The organism is Aeromicrobium sp. WCS2018Hpa-31, from assembly GCF_031843905.1.
In the GTDB taxonomy this organism is placed as follows: Bacteria; Actinomycetota; Actinomycetes; order Propionibacteriales; family Nocardioidaceae; genus Aeromicrobium.
In genome coordinates, this window is record NZ_JAVTJF010000012.1 from 99,453 (window position 1) to 116,274 (window position 16,822).

Genomic DNA, 16,822 nt, shown 5'->3' on the forward strand with positions numbered 1-16,822 from the left:
GGGGCCGTGGACGGTGGGGCCCCCGTCCTGCTGAGCGTCGCCGACGGCGTCGCCCACGTCGAGCTGAACCGCCCCGACGCCTCGAACACGATCGACCTGCCGTGGACCGAGGCGTTCACGAGCGCTCTGCAGCAGGTGAGCGACGACGACACCGTGCGTGTCGTGCTGCTCACCGGTCGGGGCCGCATGTTCTGCGCCGGGGGCGACCTCGGCGCCATGGACGCGGCGCCCGACCGGTCGGCGTACCTGCAGGAGCTGGCCGATGCGCTGCACGTGGGGGTGCGTCTGCTCGACGGCCTCGACAAGCCGGTGGTCGTCGGGGTGCACGGCGCTGCGGCGGGCGCGGGCCTGTCGCTCGTGCTCGGCGGCGACCTGGTCGTGGCCGGTCGGTCGGCGTCCTTCGTCACCGCCTACACGTCGGTCGGCCTGACGCCCGACGGTGGGCAGTCGTGGCTGCTGCCCCGGGTGGTCGGGCTCCAGCGTGCGCTCGAGCTCACCCTCACGCCGCGTCGGCTCTCGGCCGACGAGGCCCAGGAGTGGGGCATCGTCGCGCGCGTCGTGGAGGACGAGGCGGTGGCCGACGAGGCACACGCGCTCGCTCGACGTCTGGCCGACGGTCCGGCCGCGGCGTTCGGCCGGGCGCGACGTCTGCTGCGCAGCTCCTACGACACCGGGCTGTCGGACCGGCTCGACGTCGAGGCGCGCACCATCGCGGCCTCGGTGGCCGAGCCCGAGAGCGCCGCGCTCATCACGCGGTTCCTGACGCCCCGCCGCTGACGACCCCGCCGGCGGCGGCTCCGCCGAGGACGGGCTCGATGCACAGCTGGAGCACGTCGACGAGGGCGTCGACCAGGTCCTCGCGGGTGCGCGTGCCCGGGTCGGCGAGCCAGCGAGACACGACCGCGTCGGCGAGTCCCACGAGGCCGGTGGCGTAGACGTCGCGCAGGGGCAGCCGGTCGGGGGCGTCGGGACCGAGAAGCTCCCCGGCGATGGACGCCACGACGGTGACGACCACGTCGGTGATGCGGTCGACCGGGCTGCCGGACCCGGGAGCCGACGGGAGCGCGCGGACGAAGTCGTAGAGCGGGCGGTGCTCGAGGACGAAGTCGAGGTAGGCGTCGAGCGTCCCCCGCAGGCCGGCCTCGATGCCGTGGTCCGCGGTCATGCGGGCGATCACGTGCTCGAGCAGCATCGACACCACGCGGTCGGCGATCGCGACGTCGAGGTCGTGCCGGTTCTCGAACTGGCGGTAGAGCACCTGCCGCGTCACGCCGCAGGCGCGGGCGATGGACTCCACCGGGGCGTCGGGGCCCTCGCGGTCGAGCACCTCGATCGCCGTCTGCGTGATCTCCTCGCGTCGGCGCTCCCGGTGCCCGACCCAGCGGCTCGCGCGGCCGTCGGGCGGGACGGGTGGCGTGGTCATGGACACACCCTATTCGCGATGCTGTGACGACGTGTAACTGTTACGTTCTGTAGCAGTCACTCTCCCGGAGGTCGTCGTGTCCCCTCTCGCCGCCATGCCCACCTGGGCCGCCCGCGTCATCGCCGTGCAGATCATCGCGGTGCTGACGATGATCGCGATCGGCCTGGTCGTCCTGCTGCCCTACCTCCCGCGGCTCGCGGCTGCCGGCGCGGCGCTGCCCCAGATCACCGAGTCGGCCGAGCGGTCGCCGACGACCCTCGACCAGGTGGAGCGCATCGACGGCAACGTCGAGAAGGTGGTGCCCCCGGTGCTCGAGGCCGTGGCGGTGCTGCCGGAGGTCGGGGAGCAGCTCACCGAGCTGCTGGGTGTCGCGCGCTCGCTGGGGTCCGCCGCCGACGGCGTCGTCGCCGCGGCCGAGCCGCTCGCCGCCGTCGGCACCGACATCCGTGCGCTGCAGGAGCGGCTCGACGGCCTGGAGACGCAGCTGGGCAAGCTCGAGGCGCTCGGTGAGCCGCTCGACTCCCTAGCGGCGTCGGCCGAGCCGCTCCCGGGCCAGCTCGAGCAGCTCACCACGGCGGCGACGGCCATCGCGTCGCTCGTGGACGTCGTCGACCAGCTCGTCGCCTCCATCGGCCGCATCGAGCAGCACGCGGCCAACCTCGACCGCAAGACCGGCCCCGTCCTGCTCCCGGACCTCACCGGCGTCCGCTGACGCCCCGGCTCGTCTCCCCGTTTCGGACACGTCCGGGGCGGTTCGGGGCGTCGAAGTGCCCCGGAAGTGTCCGAGACGCGGGGACGGGCGGTCAGTCGGAGCGGGTGGCGTAGTCGACCAGCACCGCCAGCTGGTGGAACGCGGCCGCGTCGTCGAGGCCCGTGTCGGCCTCCACGGCGCCGCGGTGGATCGCCTCCAGGACGAGCCCGGCGACCGCTCCCACGAAGCGTGGGTCGAGGCGCTGCCGGCCCGAGGCCTCGACGAGCTCCTTGACCCGCTGTGCCGCCAGGCGCACGTTGGTGCGATAGACGTCGCGGGCGGGCTCGTAGGCGTCGAGGTCGGCGAAGTAGGTGGGACCGGCCGGGGCGAGCTCCTCGGCGATCGCGTCGAGGTAGACGCTGATGCGCCGGCCGGTGTCGGGCTCGGCGGCCACGCGACACTCGACCGCCTCGGTGGAGCGGCGGAACGACTCGCGCACGGTCGCCTGGATGATCTGCTCCTTGCTCGCGGCGACCACGTAGAGCGTGGACTTGGAGCAGCCGAGACGGCGGGCGAGGTCCTCGAGGCTGAAGGCCAGGAAGCCCTCGGCGTGGAACAGCGGGATGAGCTCGTCGAGGAGGGCGCCGCGGCGTGCGTCGTCGCGGGCGGCGACGCTCGTCGGACGGACCATCGCACCAGGATACCCGGAGCAGTACCACAGGGGCTGTGTCGGTACTGGGACGTGCCGTGTCCACCGACTGGACGAGGGCCTGGGCGAGGTCTGCCGGGTCCCGGGACAGGCACTACTGTCGGCAGCGTGACACGGGGGCGTCGGGTCGAGGTGGCCGTGCTCGCGACCGTCGCCCTGCACGTCGGCGACGAACCCGTCCGGCTGTCCGGTCTCGAGCGAGCGGTCCTGGCACGCATCGCCCTGACGAGGTCGGCCACCGCCGCCTCCCTGCTGACGTGGCTGTACGGGGAGGACCCGCCGGCGTCGGCGACGAACCGCGTGCAGGCGTTGATCTCCGGGATCCGACGCAAGTGCCCGGCCCCGGTCATCGAGACCACGCAGGGCGGGTACCGCCTCGTCCCCGACGTGCAGGTCGACGTCGAGCGGCTGGCGGTGCTGCGGGACCGCGCCCGTGAGCTGGCGGCGGCCGCGGACCCGACCTGCCTGCGATCCTTCCGCGAGGCGTCGACGCTCCTGGGTGACGAGTCGTTGCAGGACGTGCCGTCCACGGCCGCCGTCGAGATCGAGCGGTCCCGGCTCGACGCCGAGCGGCTCGCCCTGTGGGAGGAGCACGCCGCCGCCGCGCTCGCGCTGGGCCGCGCGGACCAGGTGGTCGCCGACCTCGCCACGCTGACGGCCCGGCACCCGTTCCACGAGGCGTTGCTCGCCCAGTACGTGCTCGTCCTGGCGTCGATGGGGCAGCAGGAGCGTGCTCTCGGGGTCTACCGCGAGGCCTACGACCGGCTCGACAGCGAGCTCGGGGTCGAGCCCTCGGCGCGCCTCAGGGAGGCGCACGCCGAGGTGCTGCGCGGGCCCCAGGTGCCCGCGCAGGTCGGTCGGGTCGCCCACGTTCCGCGCACCCTGCCGCGGCGGGCGCCCGGCTTCGTCGGTCGCGACGAGGAGATCGACCGCATCGTCGGGGCCGTCGCCCAGGTGGACGACGTGCCCCTCGTCGTCCACCTCACCGGTCTGGCCGGCATGGGCAAGAGCGCGCTGGCGGTGGAGGTCGGCCAGCGCCTGCGCGACGACTTCCCGGACGGCTCCCTGCACCTCGAGGCAGGCAGCGCACCCGTGCTCGAGGTCGGTGCGGTCCTTGCCACCTTCCTGCGCCTGCTCGGGGTGCACCCCGACGCCGTCCCGGGCGGCACCGCCGAACGTGCCGCCCTCTACCGGTCGCTGCTCGACGAGCGACGCGTCCTCGTGGTGCTCGACGGCGTCGACGCACACGCCGGATCGACGTCGAGCGAGCTGTCGCTCCTGCTTCCGGCGTCGCCGGGGTCGATGGCGATCGTGTGCTCGCGCTACGACCTCGCCTGGTTGCAGCCGGACCTCCACGTGCAGGTGGGGCCGCTGTCCGACGCCTCCGGCCGGGCGCTCCTGGCCGGGGTGCTGGGGGACGACCGGGTCCGTGCGGACCACGACGGCGCCGACCGGCTCGTCTCCACGCTGGGCGGCATGCCGCTCGCGCTGCGCCTCGCCGCCGGGCGCGCGCGGCAGCGTCCGGACGTGGCGCTCTCGCGCCTGGCCGAACGGCTGTCGTCCGGGGGACCGGGCACCGACGACGTGGCCGCCGCACTGGCGACGAGCCTCTCCGACGTGTGGGAGCGCGTGCCCGAGAGCGTGCAGGAGGTGGCCCGACGGGTCGCGCGACTGCCGGTGGCGACCTTCAGCGCCTGGGTCCCTGGCGCGCTGCTCGGCGACGACGCGGCAGGGGAGCACGCGATCGACGCGCTCTGCGCGGCTCACCTCGTGGAGCCGGTGCGCCGCAGCGGCCAGACCCCCCAGTTCCGACTTCACGACGTCGTGGCCCGGTTCCTCGTGGGCTCGCACGACGACGATGTCGACGTGGCTGACGTGGCACTCGTCGCCGAGCAGCTGCTGGCGCGTGCGGTGGTGCCGTACCGGGACCATCCGACCCAGCTCGTCCCCGTCCCACCGGCACCGGGTCGGGCCGTGGGCGACGGTCCGCGCCGGGGCACGCCGGCCCTCCAGGAGCGCGAGTCGGCCGTGGCGTTCTTCGCGACGGAGAACGCCACGGCGCGGACCCTCGCCAGGACGCTCGCGCCGGTGCGGACCGACCTCGCGTGGAGGCTGCTGGCGATCACGGCCCCGGCGCACCACGTGTCGCCGTCCGAGGGCGACTGGCTCGACGCCCTCGACGTGGTCGAGAAGCACCTCGACGCCACGGACGACGACCGTCGACTCGGAGCGGCCCACCTCGACCTGTGCCGCGCGTGGCACCTGCAGTCCCGGGCCTCCTCCTCGGAGCCGGCCCGGGCGCTCGCCGACGCCGCGCGTCGGCGGCTCGTCGAGCAGGGGGCGCACGCACCCGCGACCGCCGCAGCCGTCGTGGCGGCGTCGTCGGCGCTCTCCGTGGGTCGGCGTGACCTTGCGGAGGCCGACCTCGCCGGGGCCGACGAGTCGCTGGACCACCTCGACGACGCGGTGCTCGCGGGCTGGGTCGAGATCATGCGTGGCACCGTCCACCACGACTACGACGAGCTCGACGCCGCAGCGCGTGCCTTCACCCGCGCCCGCGAGCTCCTGGCCCCCACCGCGGCGCGCGGCGCGTTCCGCCAGGCCACCCTCGAGCTGTCGCGCACCTGCCGGCGGCGCGGCTCGATCGACGCCGCCGAGGCGCTGATCGTCGAGGCGCTGGAGCTCTTCGACGGCGGGGTCGACGACCACGTCCACGGCTACGTCGTCGACGCCCGCGCCGAGGTCGCTGTCGCCCACGGCCAGGCGACGGAGGCGTTCGAGCGGGCGCAGGAGGCGCGGGCCTGGGCCCGACGTGCCCGCGACGCCTTCCTGGCGGCCCGGTCGCGCCGCTCGCTCGCCGGCGCGCTGCGCCTGCTCGGCCGGCTCGAGGAGGCCGAGTCCGAGCTGGTGGCCAGCGTCGAGGAGCTCACCGCCCTCGGACGCACGCTCAGCGCCGCTGCGTCGCTGCGCGACCTCGCCGTGCTGCTGGAGCTGATGGGCAGACCCGACGACGCCGGGGAGGCGTCGCGGCGCGAGCGTGAGGCGCGCGCGGCGGCGCGACTGCACCGTTCACGGGTGGATCCCACGGGACCGACCCCTCGTGCGGTCCCGTCCGGCTCCTCCTAGGTCGACCACGTCCTCGATCGTCGCGTACGCCGCTGCGAGGACGCTGCGAACGACGCGGAGCAGGATCGCAGCGCCGTTCGACAGCCTGGTGGGGCAGGCGCGGCAGAGGCTGCGCCCCGACATCGGAGGACCCATGAACACACGACGCACCCTCGTGGCCGCTGCGGCCGGCTCGATGGCCTCGGCCGCCCTGCTCGCCGGATCACTGGCCACCGGAACGGCCACCGCCTCCACGGTCTCGACGGAGGCCGAGGCGTCGGCCCAGGCCCGTCCGGCGTTCAAGGTGCCGTTCCGCTGCGGCCAGACCTGGCGAGCCGACACCCGCGACGGCCACAGCCCGTCGAGGTACGCGATCGACTTCAACCGTGGTGGCGGCAACGACGACCTCGGACTGCCCGCGGTCGCGAGCGCGGCCGGCACCGTGACGAAGGTGCGTCGGCTGACGACCAGCTACGGCCACTACGTCGAGATCTCCCACGGCGGCGGCTGGTCGACGCTGTACGCGCACCTGCAGGAGGGCAGCATCAACGTCTCGGAAGGTCAGCGCGTCACGGCGACCACGCTGGTGGGCAAGGTGGGCAGCTCCGGCGGGGACTTCACGTCCCACCTGCACTACGAGCAGAAGCTCAACGGTGCGGTGCAGCCGGCGGTCATGGGTGGTCGCGCCGCCACGTACCCGGCCACGCCCGGGCCGAGCTTCACCCGCCCCTGCTGATCGGGGTGGCACGACGTCGGGGCCCGCACCGCAGCGGGCCCCGACGTCGTCGTGCGGGCGCTCAGGCCAGCGCGGTCGCCAGCGGCGTCGCGGGCCGGCCGGTGAGGTCCTCCACCGCGGAGGTGACCTCGGCGAGGCGACCCTCGCGGATGGCGGTGCCGAACGAGGCGAGGAGCTCGGCCACGAAGGTGGGCAGTCCGGCCTGCTCCAGTCCTGCGACGTAGGCGGCGTCGTCGACGTGCACGACCTCCACGGGCTCACCCCGGCGCTCGGCGGCGAGGGCGGCGATGTCGTCGGCCGTCACCGACGTGGGTCCCGTGACGTCGAGCGCGGTGTCGTCGACGTCGGTGCTCAGGAGGGCGCCCACCGCCGCGGCCGCGCAGTCGGCGCGGGTCACGTAGGCCGCCCCGGCCGTGCCGGTGTTGGTCACGTAGGTGCCCGACGCCGCGGCCTGCGCCACCACGTCGGACTGCATGTCGGCGTAGAGGTTGTTGCGCAGGAAGGTCCAGCGCAGGCCGCTGTCACGCAGGGCCTGCTCGGTGCCGAGGTGGTCGGGCGTCACGAGCGCGGGGTTGTCCTCGCTCGGGTCGGGCACGGACGTGTAGAGCACGCGGCGGACGCCGGCCTTCGCGGCGGCCTCCACGGCGGCGCGCTGACCCTCGAGTCGGGAGCCGACGACGTCGGTGGAGACGAGGAGGAGCTCGTCGATGCCGGTGAACGCCTCCACGAGGCCCTCGGGGCTGTCGAAGTCGGCCGCGCGGGTGGCGGCGCCGGCGGCGGCGATCTTCTCGGGGGAGCGGCTGAGGAGGACGACGTCGGCGGGGTCGACCTGCTGGAGGAGGAGCTCCGCAGCGAGCGAGCCGAGCTGTCCGGTCGCGCCGGTGATGCCGTAGGTGGTCATGATCGTTCCTTACTATCATCAGTCTGGTTGCTGTTAGGATAAACTATAACCACACTGGTGGCGGTATGGCATCATGGGGGCATGGCCAGCCCGCAGAGCACCCAGTTCGCCGTGGCCGTGCACGTCCTCACCTACCTCGCCGGAAGCGGGGCGGGGCCGTCGTCGCCGCATCCCCGCACCGTGGGTGCGACGGAGCTCGCGGCCAGCACGCAGGTGACGCCCGTGCACGTGCGACGCGTGCTCGCCCCCCTGAGGGAGGCCGGCATCCTGGCGTCCACGCCCGGCGCCCGCGGCGGCTGGCGCCTGCTCGTGGAGCCCGAGCGGATCACGCTCGACACCGTGTGGCGCCTCGTCCGCGGGGACGAGCCGGTGCTGGCGATCCACCTGCCGAGCCCGAAGTGCCCCGTCGGACGCAGCATCCAGGACGGCCTGCACGACGTCGACGCGGCCGTGGCGCGGGCCACCGAGGCCACGCTGGCGCAGACGACCGTCGCCGACCTCGTCCCGGTCGAGGGGTAAGCCTCCGAAGGAGTGTCCGAGGTCGAGTCTATGTTCGATACATGGACGGGAACGGCAACGCGGGAGCGCTCGAGGCACTGGGTGTCCTCGCGCGCGAGCGGGGCCGGGCCGAGGCCGCGGAGCTGGCCGCGATGCTGCGGTTCCGCGAGGCCGAGCTGACCCGCACCGCAGCCATCGAGTCCCCGATGACGCGTCTGGTGGAGCGGTCCGCGATCCCGCTCGAGATCGGGCAGGCCGTGGGCCTGTCCGAGGCGCAGGTCAGCGCCCGCCTCGCCGCGGCCGACCGGCTCCGGTCAGGGGTCCCGCAGACGTGGAACGCGTTCATGACCGGTCGCATCGACTGGGCCCGCGCCCGTGAGATCGCCGGCACCGTGGCGGTGCTGGAGCTGCCCGAGTCGCTCGAGCGCCTCGACGACACCGTCGGCCGGTACGCCAGCACCCATACCGTGGCTGAGCTGCGCGCGTGGTTGAAGCGGTTCGTCGCACGTGTGGAGGCCGAGCAGGCCGCCGCCCGGGCCGAGGCCGCCCGGCGTCAGCGTGACGTCACCATCACCCACGTCGACGACGGCATGGCCTGGGTCAACGCCTTCGTGCCGTCCCACCAGGCCGCCGCGATCGACGCACGCCTGCGGCGCACCGCCCGGCCCGAGGGCGACGACCGGACCCGCGGTCAGTTCCGCGCCGACACCTTCGTCGACCTGCTCCTGGCCACCGACGACCCCACCCCCGCACGCACCCGCACCGACATCGGCGTCGTCATCGACGGGCCCGTTCTCGCCGGCGCCGAACCAGGGCCCGCCGTCGCCGACGACGGCACCTGGACCGTCCCGGCCGAGTGGATCCTCGACCACCTCGACGTCGACCACACCTTCTGGCACCGGCTCCTGGTCGACCCGATCACCAAGGACACGCTCGCCCACGAGTACGTCGGACGCTTCGCCCCCGACACCCTCGCGGCCGCGATCGCGTTCCGCGACGCCGTCTGCCAGACCCCCGGCTGCATGAGACCCGCCCGCGACTGCGACATCGACCACCGCGTCCCACACCCACGCGGACCCACCACCGGCGAGAACACCTGGGCACTGCACCGCCGACACCACCGCTTGAAGGGTCACCGCACCCTGCGCTGGATCCTGCCCTCCGGCCGCACCATCGACGCCGAACCCGCCACCCACGGCCTCCCCCACGGAGACACCGCCGGTGTCGAACGCGCCCTCGCGCGAGCCGTCGCCCAGCTCTGATGGATCAGAGGCGGCGGAGCAGGAAGAGGTCCATCACCCAGCCGGCCTCGGCCTTCGCTGCGGCACGCTTCGCGGTGATCTCGGCCGCGACGTCCCTGACGGCGCCGTCAACGAGGCGTTCGGACGGCGATCCGAGGTTGGCGCCCCACCAGACCGTCCAGTCATCGAGCCCGGTCAGGTCCGTGCCCGACGTCAGGAAGACGACGACGTTGTCCTGCCCCTGCTCGAGGGCCTCGCGGAGTCGGCGCTCGGTGGTCACGTGGATCGGCTGCCCGACCTCGTGCAGCACGATCCGGTGCCGGGCGGCGAGCAGCTGCAGCGCGGAGATGCCGGGCAGCACGTCCCAGTCGAACGTCAGGTTCCCGCGCGCCAGCACGCGTTCGACCACGCGGATCGTCGAGTCGTAGAAGGCGGGGTCGCCCCACACGAGCAGGACGGCGTCGCCGGGATGGGCCAGCAGAGCCGACTCCCAGGCCTCGGCCCGTGCCTCGTGCCAGTCGCCGACCGCGGACTCGTAATCGAGGGCTGTCCTGTCCCGCGGTGGATCGACGACCTCGACCACGCGGAGGTCGGGGGCGTGGTGGGCCAGCAGCTCCCGGCGCGCGGCGGCGAGCGGGTCACCGGCCCGCTTCACCGTCACCAGCGCGACCGACGCCGACCGCAGCGCCGCGACCGCCTCGACGGTCAGGTGGTCGGGGTGGCCGAGACCGATCCCGACCAACCTGAGGCGCCTCACGCGTGGCGGTCCTCGAGGTCTCCCTCGAGGTCGAGGTAGACCTGCTGCATCGCGGCGACGACCTCCGGGTCGGGCTCGGCCCAGAGGCCGCGCTCGGCCGCCTCGCCCAGTCGCTCGACGATGCCGCGCAGTGCCCACGGGTTCGACTTCCGCATGAACTCCTGGTTGGTCTCGTCGAGGACGTACTCCTTGGCGAGCGACTCGTACATCCAGTCGTGCACCACGCCGGCGGTGGCGTCGAAGCCGAACAGGTAGTCCACCGTGGCGGCCAGCTCGAACGCGCCCTTGTAGCCGTGGCGCTGCATCGCGCCGATCCAGCGCGGGTTCACCACGCGGGCACGGAACACCCGGTTGGTCTCCTCCTGCAGCGTGCGCGTGCGCACCGCGTCGGGCGACGTCGAGTCACCGACGTAGGCCTTCGGCTCGGCGCCGGTCAGCGCGCGGACCGTCGCGATCATGCCGCCGTGGTACTGGAAGTAGTCGTCGGAGTCGGCGATGTCGTGCTCGCGGGTGTCGATGTTCTTCGCCGCCACCGCGATGCGGCGGTAGTTGGCACGCATGTCCTCCGACGCCGGGGCGCCGTCGAGGTCGCGACCGTAGGCGAAGCCGCCCCACGCCGTGTAGACCTCGGCGAGGTCGTCGTCGGTCTTCCAGTTGCCGGCCTCGATGACCTGCAGGATCCCGGCACCGTACGAGCCCGGCTTCGAGCCGTAGATGCGCGTCGTGGCCCGGCGCTCGTCGCCGTGCTCGGCGAGGTCGGCCTGGGCGTGGGCACGCACGAAGTTCTGCTCGAGCGGCTCGTCGAGCTCGGCCACCTGGCGGATGGCGTCGTCGAGGATGCCGATGACGTGCGGGAACGCGTCGCGGAAGAAGCCGGAGATGCGGACCGTGACGTCGATGCGCGGACGACCGAGCTCCTCCAGCGGGACGACCCGCAGGCCGTTGACGCGGCGCGAGGCCGGGTCCCACTCGGGCTCGACGCCGATGAGGGCCAGCACCTCGGCGATGTCGTCGCCCGACGTGCGCATGGCCGACGTGCCCCAGACCGACAGGCCCACGGAGCGCGGGTACTCGTCGGTGTCGGCGAGGTGCCGCTCCACGAGCGACTCGGCCATCGACCGGCCGGTCTCCCACGCCAGTCGCGACGGGACGGCCTTGGGGTCGACGGTGTAGAAGTTGCGGCCCGTGGGCAGCACGTTGACGAGTCCGCGCAGCGGGGAGCCGGACGGACCGGCGGGGATGAAGCCGCCCTCGAGCGCGTGCAGCACGTGGTCGAGCTCGTCGGTGGTCTGCGCGAGGCGCGGGACCACCTGCGTGGCGGCGAAGTGCAGGACGTCGCGGACGACGGGGTCGTCGTGCAGGCCGTCGACGGCGGAGGGGTCCCAGCCGGCCTCCTCCATGCCCTGCACCAGGGCGTGCGCCTGCTGCTCGATCTCGTCGATGGCGCGCAGGGCGTCCTCACCCTCCTTGAGCCCGAGGGCAGACCGCAGGCCGGGGACGGCTCCGGTCTCGCCGCCCCAGATCTGGCTCGCGCGCAGGATCGAGAGCACGAGGTTCACGCGCGCCTCGCCCGCCGGAGCCTGGCCGAGGACGTGCAGGCCGTCGCGGATCTGGGCGTCCTTGATCTCGCAGAGCCAACCGTCGACGTTGAAGATGAAGTCGTCGAAGTCGTCCTCGTCCGGGATGTCGTCCAGGCCGAGGTCGCGGTGCATCTCGGCGGCCCGCATGTGCGTCCAGATCTGCGAGCGGATCGCCGGCAGCTTGGCCGGGTCCATGGCGGCGATGTTGGCGTACTCGTCGAGCAGCTGCTCCAGCTTCGCGATGTCGCCGTAGCTCTCGGCCCGTGCCATGGGCGGGATGAGGTGGTCGACGATCGTGGCGTGGGCGCGTCGCTTGGCCTGCGCCCCCTCGCCCGGGTCGTTGACGAGGAACGGGTAGATCAGCGGCAGGTTGCCGATGGCGGCGTCGGTGCCGCACGACGCCGACAGCGCGGCGTTCTTGCCGGGCAGCCACTCCATCGAGCCGTGCTTGCCCAGGTGCACGACGGCGTGAGCACCGAATTCCTCCTCCACCCAGCGGTAGGCGGCGAGGTAGTGGTGCGAGGGCGCCATGTCGGGGTCGTGGTAGATCGCGACCGGGTTCTCGCCGTAGCCGCGGGGCGGCTGGATCATCAGCACGACGTTGCCGGCGCGGATGGTCGCGAGCACGATCTCGGCGTCATCGTTGACGAAGAGCTTCCCCGGGGCGGGGCCCCAGGCCTCGAGCATCGCGTCGCGCAGGTCGGGGTGGAAGTCGTCGAACCACTCGGCGTACCGGGCGGCGGGGATGCGCACGTGGCTCTCGGTGAGCTGCGTGTGCGTCAGCCACTCCTCGTCCTGGCCGCCGGCGTCGATCAGCGCGTGGATGAGGGCGTCACCGGCCTCGGTGAGGTCGTCGAGCTCCAGACCGGGGATCTGTCCGGGCTCGCCGAGGTCGTAGCCGGCGTCACGCAGCTCGCGCAGCAGGCGGATCGTCGAGACGGGGGTGTCGAGGCCGACGGCGTTGCCGACGCGGCTGTGCTTGGTCGGGTAGGCCGACAGCATGAGCACGACCTTGCGCTCGGCCGGCGGCGTGTGGCGCAGGCGGGCGTGGGCCGCAGCGATGCCGGCCACGCGGGCGCTGCGCTCGGGGTCGGCCACGTAGCGGGGCAGCCCGTCCTCGTCGATCTCCTTGAACGAGAACGGCGCGGTGATGATGCGGCCGTCGAACTCCGGGATCGCGATCTGGTTGGCCGAGTCGAGCGGGGAGACGCCGTCGTCGGACGCCTCCCACTCGGCGCGGCTCGACGTCAGGCTGAGGCCCTGCAGGATCGGGATGTCGAGGGCCTTCAGGCGGGCGACGTCCCACGACTCGTCGTCGCCACCGGCGCTGACCGTGCCGGGCTTCGTGCCGCCGGCGGCGAGCACCGTGACGATGAGGGCGTCGAGGTTCGCCATCTCCTCGAAGAGCGCGTCGGGCGCGGCGCGCAGCGAGGAGCTGAAGACCGGCACGCCCACCGCGTCGCCCGTGGCGTCGATCGCGTCGGCCAGCGCGTGGGCGAAGCCGGCGTTGCCGCTCGCCTCGTGGGCCCGGTAGTACAGGACGCCGATCCTGACCTTGCCCGTCGCGTCGGTCGTGCGGGGTGCCAGGCCCCACTCAGGGAGGACCTTCGGCGGCTCGAAGCCCTCGCCGGTCAGCATCACGGTGTCCGACAGGAAGGCGTGCAGCTGCGCGAGGTTCTCGGGGCCGCCCTCGGCGAGGTACACGTGGGCGTCGGCGCACACGCCGATCGGGACGGTCGACTGCTCCATGAGCTCGGCGCTGGGCGACTGCTCGCCGCCGAGCACCACCATCGGCTTGCCGGTGGCGCGGATGCGCGCGAAGCCCGAGCAGAGGTCCTGGGGCGAGCCGAGGATGCGCGCGACCACGAGGTCGGCCGCCTCGATCGCGGCGGCCATGTCCTGGTGGCCGGGCTTGGCGGGGTTGGCGTAGACGTAGTCGGCGCCGCTCGCGCGGGCCGAGAGCAGGTCGGTGTCGGACGTCGAGAGCAGCGCGATACGCGTCATCAGGGTTCCTCCTCGGGGTTCTCGCCCCGTGCGGTGGGAGTCGCCGCGGGAGGTGTCTGGCTGGCCTGCAGGCAGGCGTCACAGTGGCGGAACCGCGCCGGACTCGCACCGGCTTCCCTGATCCGCGGCGACGGATCGCGGTCAGCCTAGCGGCCTCGCGCCGGGATCACGCAGTCGCCGCAGTACCCGCCGCCGGGGATCCGGTAGTAGAGGCAGCAGGAGCGGCGCACGTACGGCGGTCCCACGTCGCCGGTGCCCGCGAGGTAGGGGTGGGCGAGCGCCTCGGCGCCGACGTCGAGCGCCGCGTCGCGCAGGTCGGGCCGGGCGAGCGTGGCCATCTTCAGCGCACCGAACGCCGCGGACGACGCGTTGCCCGCCAGCACCTGCTCCGACAGGCCGTGGGCGGCGTGCAGACGACGGGCGAGGGGCTCGACCACGTCGGACAGGACGGCGTGCAGGTCGGCCGGACCCCAGGCGCCGGCTGCGAGCGGGAAGGTCCCGGTGGGCTGCTCACGCCAGTGGAGGTCGGCCGGGGCGTCGACATCGAGCAGCAGGGCCCCGATCGTCGGCGACAGCAGCCGGGCGAAGAGACCGAGCGACGCGATCGAGGCGGCCACACGGGGTTCCACCTCGGCGTTCGAGCGGGACCGGAGGACCAGGTGCGCCGCGACGACGCGGCGGTCCGGGAACGGGCCGTCGAGCAGCTCCGCGAGCGGGTGCCAGCCCTCGCCCGTCACGGTCTGCTCGACGGCGAAGAACTCGCCCAGCCGGGCGAGCGCGGTCACTCGGGTGACCCGGGCTCACGCTCCCGGTCGGCCTCCAGCTCGCGCTTGAGCCGGTCGAGCGTGCGCCGGATGTTGCCGCGCTGGAACGTGGCGAAGGAGTCCCGCCCGGTGGCCACGCGGTCGAACACCGAGGCCGTCCAGTCGGGCCAGCCCTTGCGGCCGTCGACCCAGGTCTCCGTGACGAGCGTGCCTCCCACGGCCGGCTCGAACGCGTACTCCCACGTGGCGACGCGCACCGGCAGCATCCGCTCTCCCAGGCCCCACGCACGCACGTCGAAGGCGAACCGTCGCCCGGGCTCGGCGATGGTCACGACGCACCGGGTCCTCCACCGACCGCGACCGCGCTTGTTGTCGCCGACGAAGACCGTGCCCTTGACCACGGGAGCGTCGGGATCGGCCAGCGTCGCTCCGGTGTTCTCGGGGCTCCACCGCCCCATCTGCCGCACGTCGCTGACCGCGGCGTAGGCGGTCTCCGGGTCGACGCCGACGACCACGGTGTCGCTGACGGTGAGGGCTCGGGACATGCAGGGGAGGCTACTCGCGTGCACGTGCTCGCACCGAGGGAAGGTGCGACGTCGTGACGCGGCTCGCACCCCCGTGCCAGCATGACCGCCATGGACCTGCGCGAGGTGACCGACAGCACCAGCTGGCGCGACCCGGCCCCGCCGCGCCTGCCCGCCGTCGAGGTGCCGACGTGCACGCACCCGCCGGACGCCGAGATCGGTGCCGGCCGGGTGGACCTGTTCGGCATCGACCACGACGACGTCGCCCGGTTCCACCGCACGAGTCGCGGTCTCACCCACGCCTACACGGCCGGTCGCCCGCACGACGGGGCCGTCCTGAAGCACGTCCCGATGGGCTACACCCAGCTCTACGACCACGAGAAGGTCGCCGTGGTCCTCGGCGGACGGGTGCTGCGGCTCTGGGCCGCTCGCGGCACCGTCCAGGCCTTCGACCTCGTGGTGCCGCCGTCGTCGGGGCAGGACCTGCTGGTGCTGGGAGCGTCGCACCCCGTTCGGTACGCGGTGGGGGAGGCCTGCAACCTCTCGGCGCGGCTGCCCGGAGTTCCGGTGATGGTCGCGCGACGTCTCGCCGAGCACGGCTGGCACTGACCGGGTCCGCTGGGCACTCGGTACGGTTCCCCAGTGCCCGACCACAGCGTGCCTGACCTGACGTCCCCCACCTCCGTGCGCCCGCCCGACGCCGCGGCCCACGCCGCTGCCGCCGCCCGACTGGCCGACCTCGCCACGCCCCCCGGCGCGCTCGGACGCCTCGGCGACCTGGCCTGCTGGATCGCCGCCACGCAGGGCGAGGTGCCGCCGCGTCCGGTCGAGAACGTTCGGGCCGTCGTGCTCGCCGGCGACCACGGCGTGGTCGGCTCGGGCGTCTCCGCGTTCCCGAGCGCCGTCACGGCCGCCATGGTCCGGACCTTCGCGTCCGGCCGGGCCGGCGTGAGCGTGCTCGCCGCCCAGCACGGGGTGAGCCTGCGCGTGCTCGACCTCGGCGTCGACGACGACCTCGACGGCCTGCCCGACGAGGTCCGCGCCTTCAAGGTGCGGCGCGGCTGCGGCTCCATCGACGTCGAGGACGCGCTGACGCCCGAGGAGACGGCTCTGGCGATCGAGCACGGTCGCACGATCGCGGCGCAGGAGATCGCCTCGGGTGCGCAGCTGCTGGTCACCGGCGACATGGGCATCGGCAACACGACCCCGTCGGCCGCACTCGTGGCCGCGTCGCTCGGCCTCCCCGGCGTCGAGGTCGTGGGCCGCGGGACCGGCATCGACGACGCCGGTCTCGCCCGCAAGGCCGAGGTCGTCCAGACCGCGCTGGACCGTGCGGGCGAGCGCGTCGCCGACCCGGTCGACCGCCTGACCGCGCTCGGCAGCGCCGACCTCGCCGCGACCGTCGGCTTCCTCGTCGCCGCGGCCGAGGCGGGCGTCCCCGTGCTGCTCGACGGACTCATCTCCGTGGCCTGTGGCCTGACCGCCGACGACCTCGCGCCCGGTGCGGCCGCCTGGTTCGCCGCCGGCCACCGCTCCACCGAGCCGGCGCAGGGCTTCGCCCTCGAGAAGCTCGGCCTCGAGCCGCTGCTCGACGTCGGCATGCGGCTCGGTGAGGGCAGCGGTGCCGTCGCCGCCGTGCCGCTCGTGCGCTCCGCCGCCCTCCTCCTGCGCGACGTCGCGCTGCTGTCGGAGGTCCTGGGCGGCTGAGTCGGCGGCGCGTCGAACGGTGGTGCTACGGTGCGGCTGCCACGCGAGGGAACCCGGTGAGAGTCCGGGACTGACGCGCAACGGTATGGGCGGCGACGCCTGAGTCCGACACCCGCTGGCGACCCGCGGCACTCGCCGTGGGGCTCCACCGGGTCTCGCGCAACGGACCCCCGAGCGAAGGA

Annotated in this window: 15 protein-coding genes and 2 riboswitches; of the genes, 8 read left to right on the forward strand and 7 right to left on the reverse strand. The window is 73.8% G+C overall.

Features of this window, described 5'->3' with window-relative positions; all coding sequences use genetic code 11:
• The first annotated feature begins 6 nt into the window (after nucleotides 1-6).
• A complete protein-coding gene (locus RQG84_RS15885; RefSeq protein WP_311210806.1) occupies nucleotides 7-777 on the forward strand; it encodes an enoyl-CoA hydratase-related protein in 771 nt (256 codons plus the stop codon).
• Here RQG84_RS15885 and RQG84_RS15890 read toward each other — a convergent pair.
• Complete coding sequence (locus tag RQG84_RS15890) at nucleotides 749-1,423, reverse strand: TetR/AcrR family transcriptional regulator (protein WP_311210807.1); 675 nt, start codon at nucleotides 1,421-1,423, stop codon at nucleotides 749-751. The two genes, RQG84_RS15885 and RQG84_RS15890, sit on opposite strands and share 29 nt — an antisense overlap.
• Before the next feature lie 76 nt (nucleotides 1,424-1,499).
• Here RQG84_RS15890 and RQG84_RS15895 point away from each other — a divergent pair, with 76 nt between their 5' ends.
• Entirely contained in the window at nucleotides 1,500-2,135 is a 636-nt protein-coding gene (locus RQG84_RS15895) for a hypothetical protein (RefSeq protein ID WP_156367904.1), read from the forward strand.
• Nucleotides 2,136-2,226: 91 nt separating this feature from the next.
• Here RQG84_RS15895 and RQG84_RS15900 read toward each other — a convergent pair whose 3' ends face one another.
• On the reverse strand, nucleotides 2,227-2,805 hold the full coding sequence (locus RQG84_RS15900) for a TetR/AcrR family transcriptional regulator (RefSeq protein ID WP_311210808.1): 579 nt from the start codon (nucleotides 2,803-2,805) through the stop codon (nucleotides 2,227-2,229).
• Between the two features lie 126 nt (nucleotides 2,806-2,931).
• Here RQG84_RS15900 and RQG84_RS15905 point away from each other — a divergent pair, with 126 nt between their 5' ends.
• On the forward strand, nucleotides 2,932-5,949 hold the full coding sequence (locus RQG84_RS15905; protein WP_311210809.1) for a BTAD domain-containing putative transcriptional regulator: 3,018 nt from the start codon (nucleotides 2,932-2,934) through the stop codon (nucleotides 5,947-5,949).
• A gap of 133 nt (nucleotides 5,950-6,082) precedes the next feature.
• Nucleotides 6,083-6,664, forward strand: coding sequence for a M23 family metallopeptidase (locus tag RQG84_RS15910; RefSeq protein WP_056551850.1), 582 nt, complete (start codon nucleotides 6,083-6,085; stop codon nucleotides 6,662-6,664).
• A gap of 61 nt (nucleotides 6,665-6,725) precedes the next feature.
• On the opposite strand, the gene RQG84_RS15915 is transcribed toward RQG84_RS15910, so the two are convergent.
• Entirely contained in the window at nucleotides 6,726-7,565 is an 840-nt protein-coding gene (locus RQG84_RS15915) for an NAD(P)H-binding protein (RefSeq protein ID WP_311210810.1), read from the reverse strand.
• Nucleotides 7,566-7,646: 81 nt separating this feature from the next.
• Here RQG84_RS15915 and RQG84_RS15920 point away from each other — a divergent pair, with 81 nt between their 5' ends.
• Nucleotides 7,647-8,084: an Rrf2 family transcriptional regulator gene (locus tag RQG84_RS15920; protein ID WP_311210811.1), complete on the forward strand. Its 438-nt coding sequence runs from the start codon at nucleotides 7,647-7,649 to the stop codon at nucleotides 8,082-8,084.
• A 41-nt stretch (nucleotides 8,085-8,125) separates the two neighbouring features.
• Nucleotides 8,126-9,325: a DUF222 domain-containing protein gene (locus RQG84_RS15925; protein ID WP_311210812.1), complete on the forward strand. Its 1,200-nt coding sequence runs from the start codon at nucleotides 8,126-8,128 to the stop codon at nucleotides 9,323-9,325.
• Between the two features lie 4 nt (nucleotides 9,326-9,329).
• On the opposite strand, the gene cobF is transcribed toward RQG84_RS15925, so the two are convergent.
• The 4 genes from cobF to RQG84_RS15945 all read right to left on the reverse strand — a co-directional run bounded on the left by cobF (nucleotide 9,330) and on the right by RQG84_RS15945 (nucleotide 14,954).
• Nucleotides 9,330-10,061: a precorrin-6A synthase (deacetylating) gene (gene cobF, locus RQG84_RS15930; RefSeq protein WP_311210813.1), complete on the reverse strand. Its 732-nt coding sequence runs from the start codon at nucleotides 10,059-10,061 to the stop codon at nucleotides 9,330-9,332.
• Nucleotides 10,058-13,645: a cobaltochelatase subunit CobN gene (cobN, locus tag RQG84_RS15935; RefSeq protein WP_311210814.1), complete on the reverse strand. Its 3,588-nt coding sequence runs from the start codon at nucleotides 13,643-13,645 to the stop codon at nucleotides 10,058-10,060. Before cobN ends, cobF begins: the two co-directional genes overlap by 4 nt.
• Before the next feature lie 50 nt (nucleotides 13,646-13,695).
• Nucleotides 13,696-13,764: riboswitch (cobalamin riboswitch) on the reverse strand.
• A 27-nt stretch (nucleotides 13,765-13,791) separates the two neighbouring features.
• Nucleotides 13,792-14,430, reverse strand: coding sequence for a (2Fe-2S)-binding protein (locus tag RQG84_RS15940; protein ID WP_311210815.1), 639 nt, complete (start codon nucleotides 14,428-14,430; stop codon nucleotides 13,792-13,794).
• Nucleotides 14,427-14,954 carry an SRPBCC family protein gene (locus tag RQG84_RS15945; RefSeq protein ID WP_311210816.1) on the reverse strand — a complete coding sequence of 176 codons (528 nt, stop codon included), beginning with the start codon at nucleotides 14,952-14,954 and terminating at the stop codon, nucleotides 14,427-14,429. The genes RQG84_RS15940 and RQG84_RS15945 overlap by 4 nt, the downstream gene beginning before the upstream one ends.
• 81 nt (nucleotides 14,955-15,035) lie before the next feature.
• On the opposite strand from RQG84_RS15945, the gene RQG84_RS15950 reads away from it, so the two are divergent.
• The gene (locus tag RQG84_RS15950; protein ID WP_311210817.1) at nucleotides 15,036-15,542 is read left to right on the forward strand and encodes a hypothetical protein; all 507 of its coding nucleotides are present in this window, start codon (nucleotides 15,036-15,038) and stop codon (nucleotides 15,540-15,542) included.
• A gap of 33 nt (nucleotides 15,543-15,575) precedes the next feature.
• The gene (cobT, locus tag RQG84_RS15955) at nucleotides 15,576-16,640 is read left to right on the forward strand and encodes a nicotinate-nucleotide--dimethylbenzimidazole phosphoribosyltransferase (RefSeq protein ID WP_311210818.1); all 1,065 of its coding nucleotides are present in this window, start codon (nucleotides 15,576-15,578) and stop codon (nucleotides 16,638-16,640) included.
• Nucleotides 16,641-16,651: 11 nt separating this feature from the next.
• Nucleotides 16,652-16,775, forward strand: a riboswitch (cobalamin riboswitch).
• The last annotated feature ends 47 nt before the right edge of the window (nucleotides 16,776-16,822 follow it).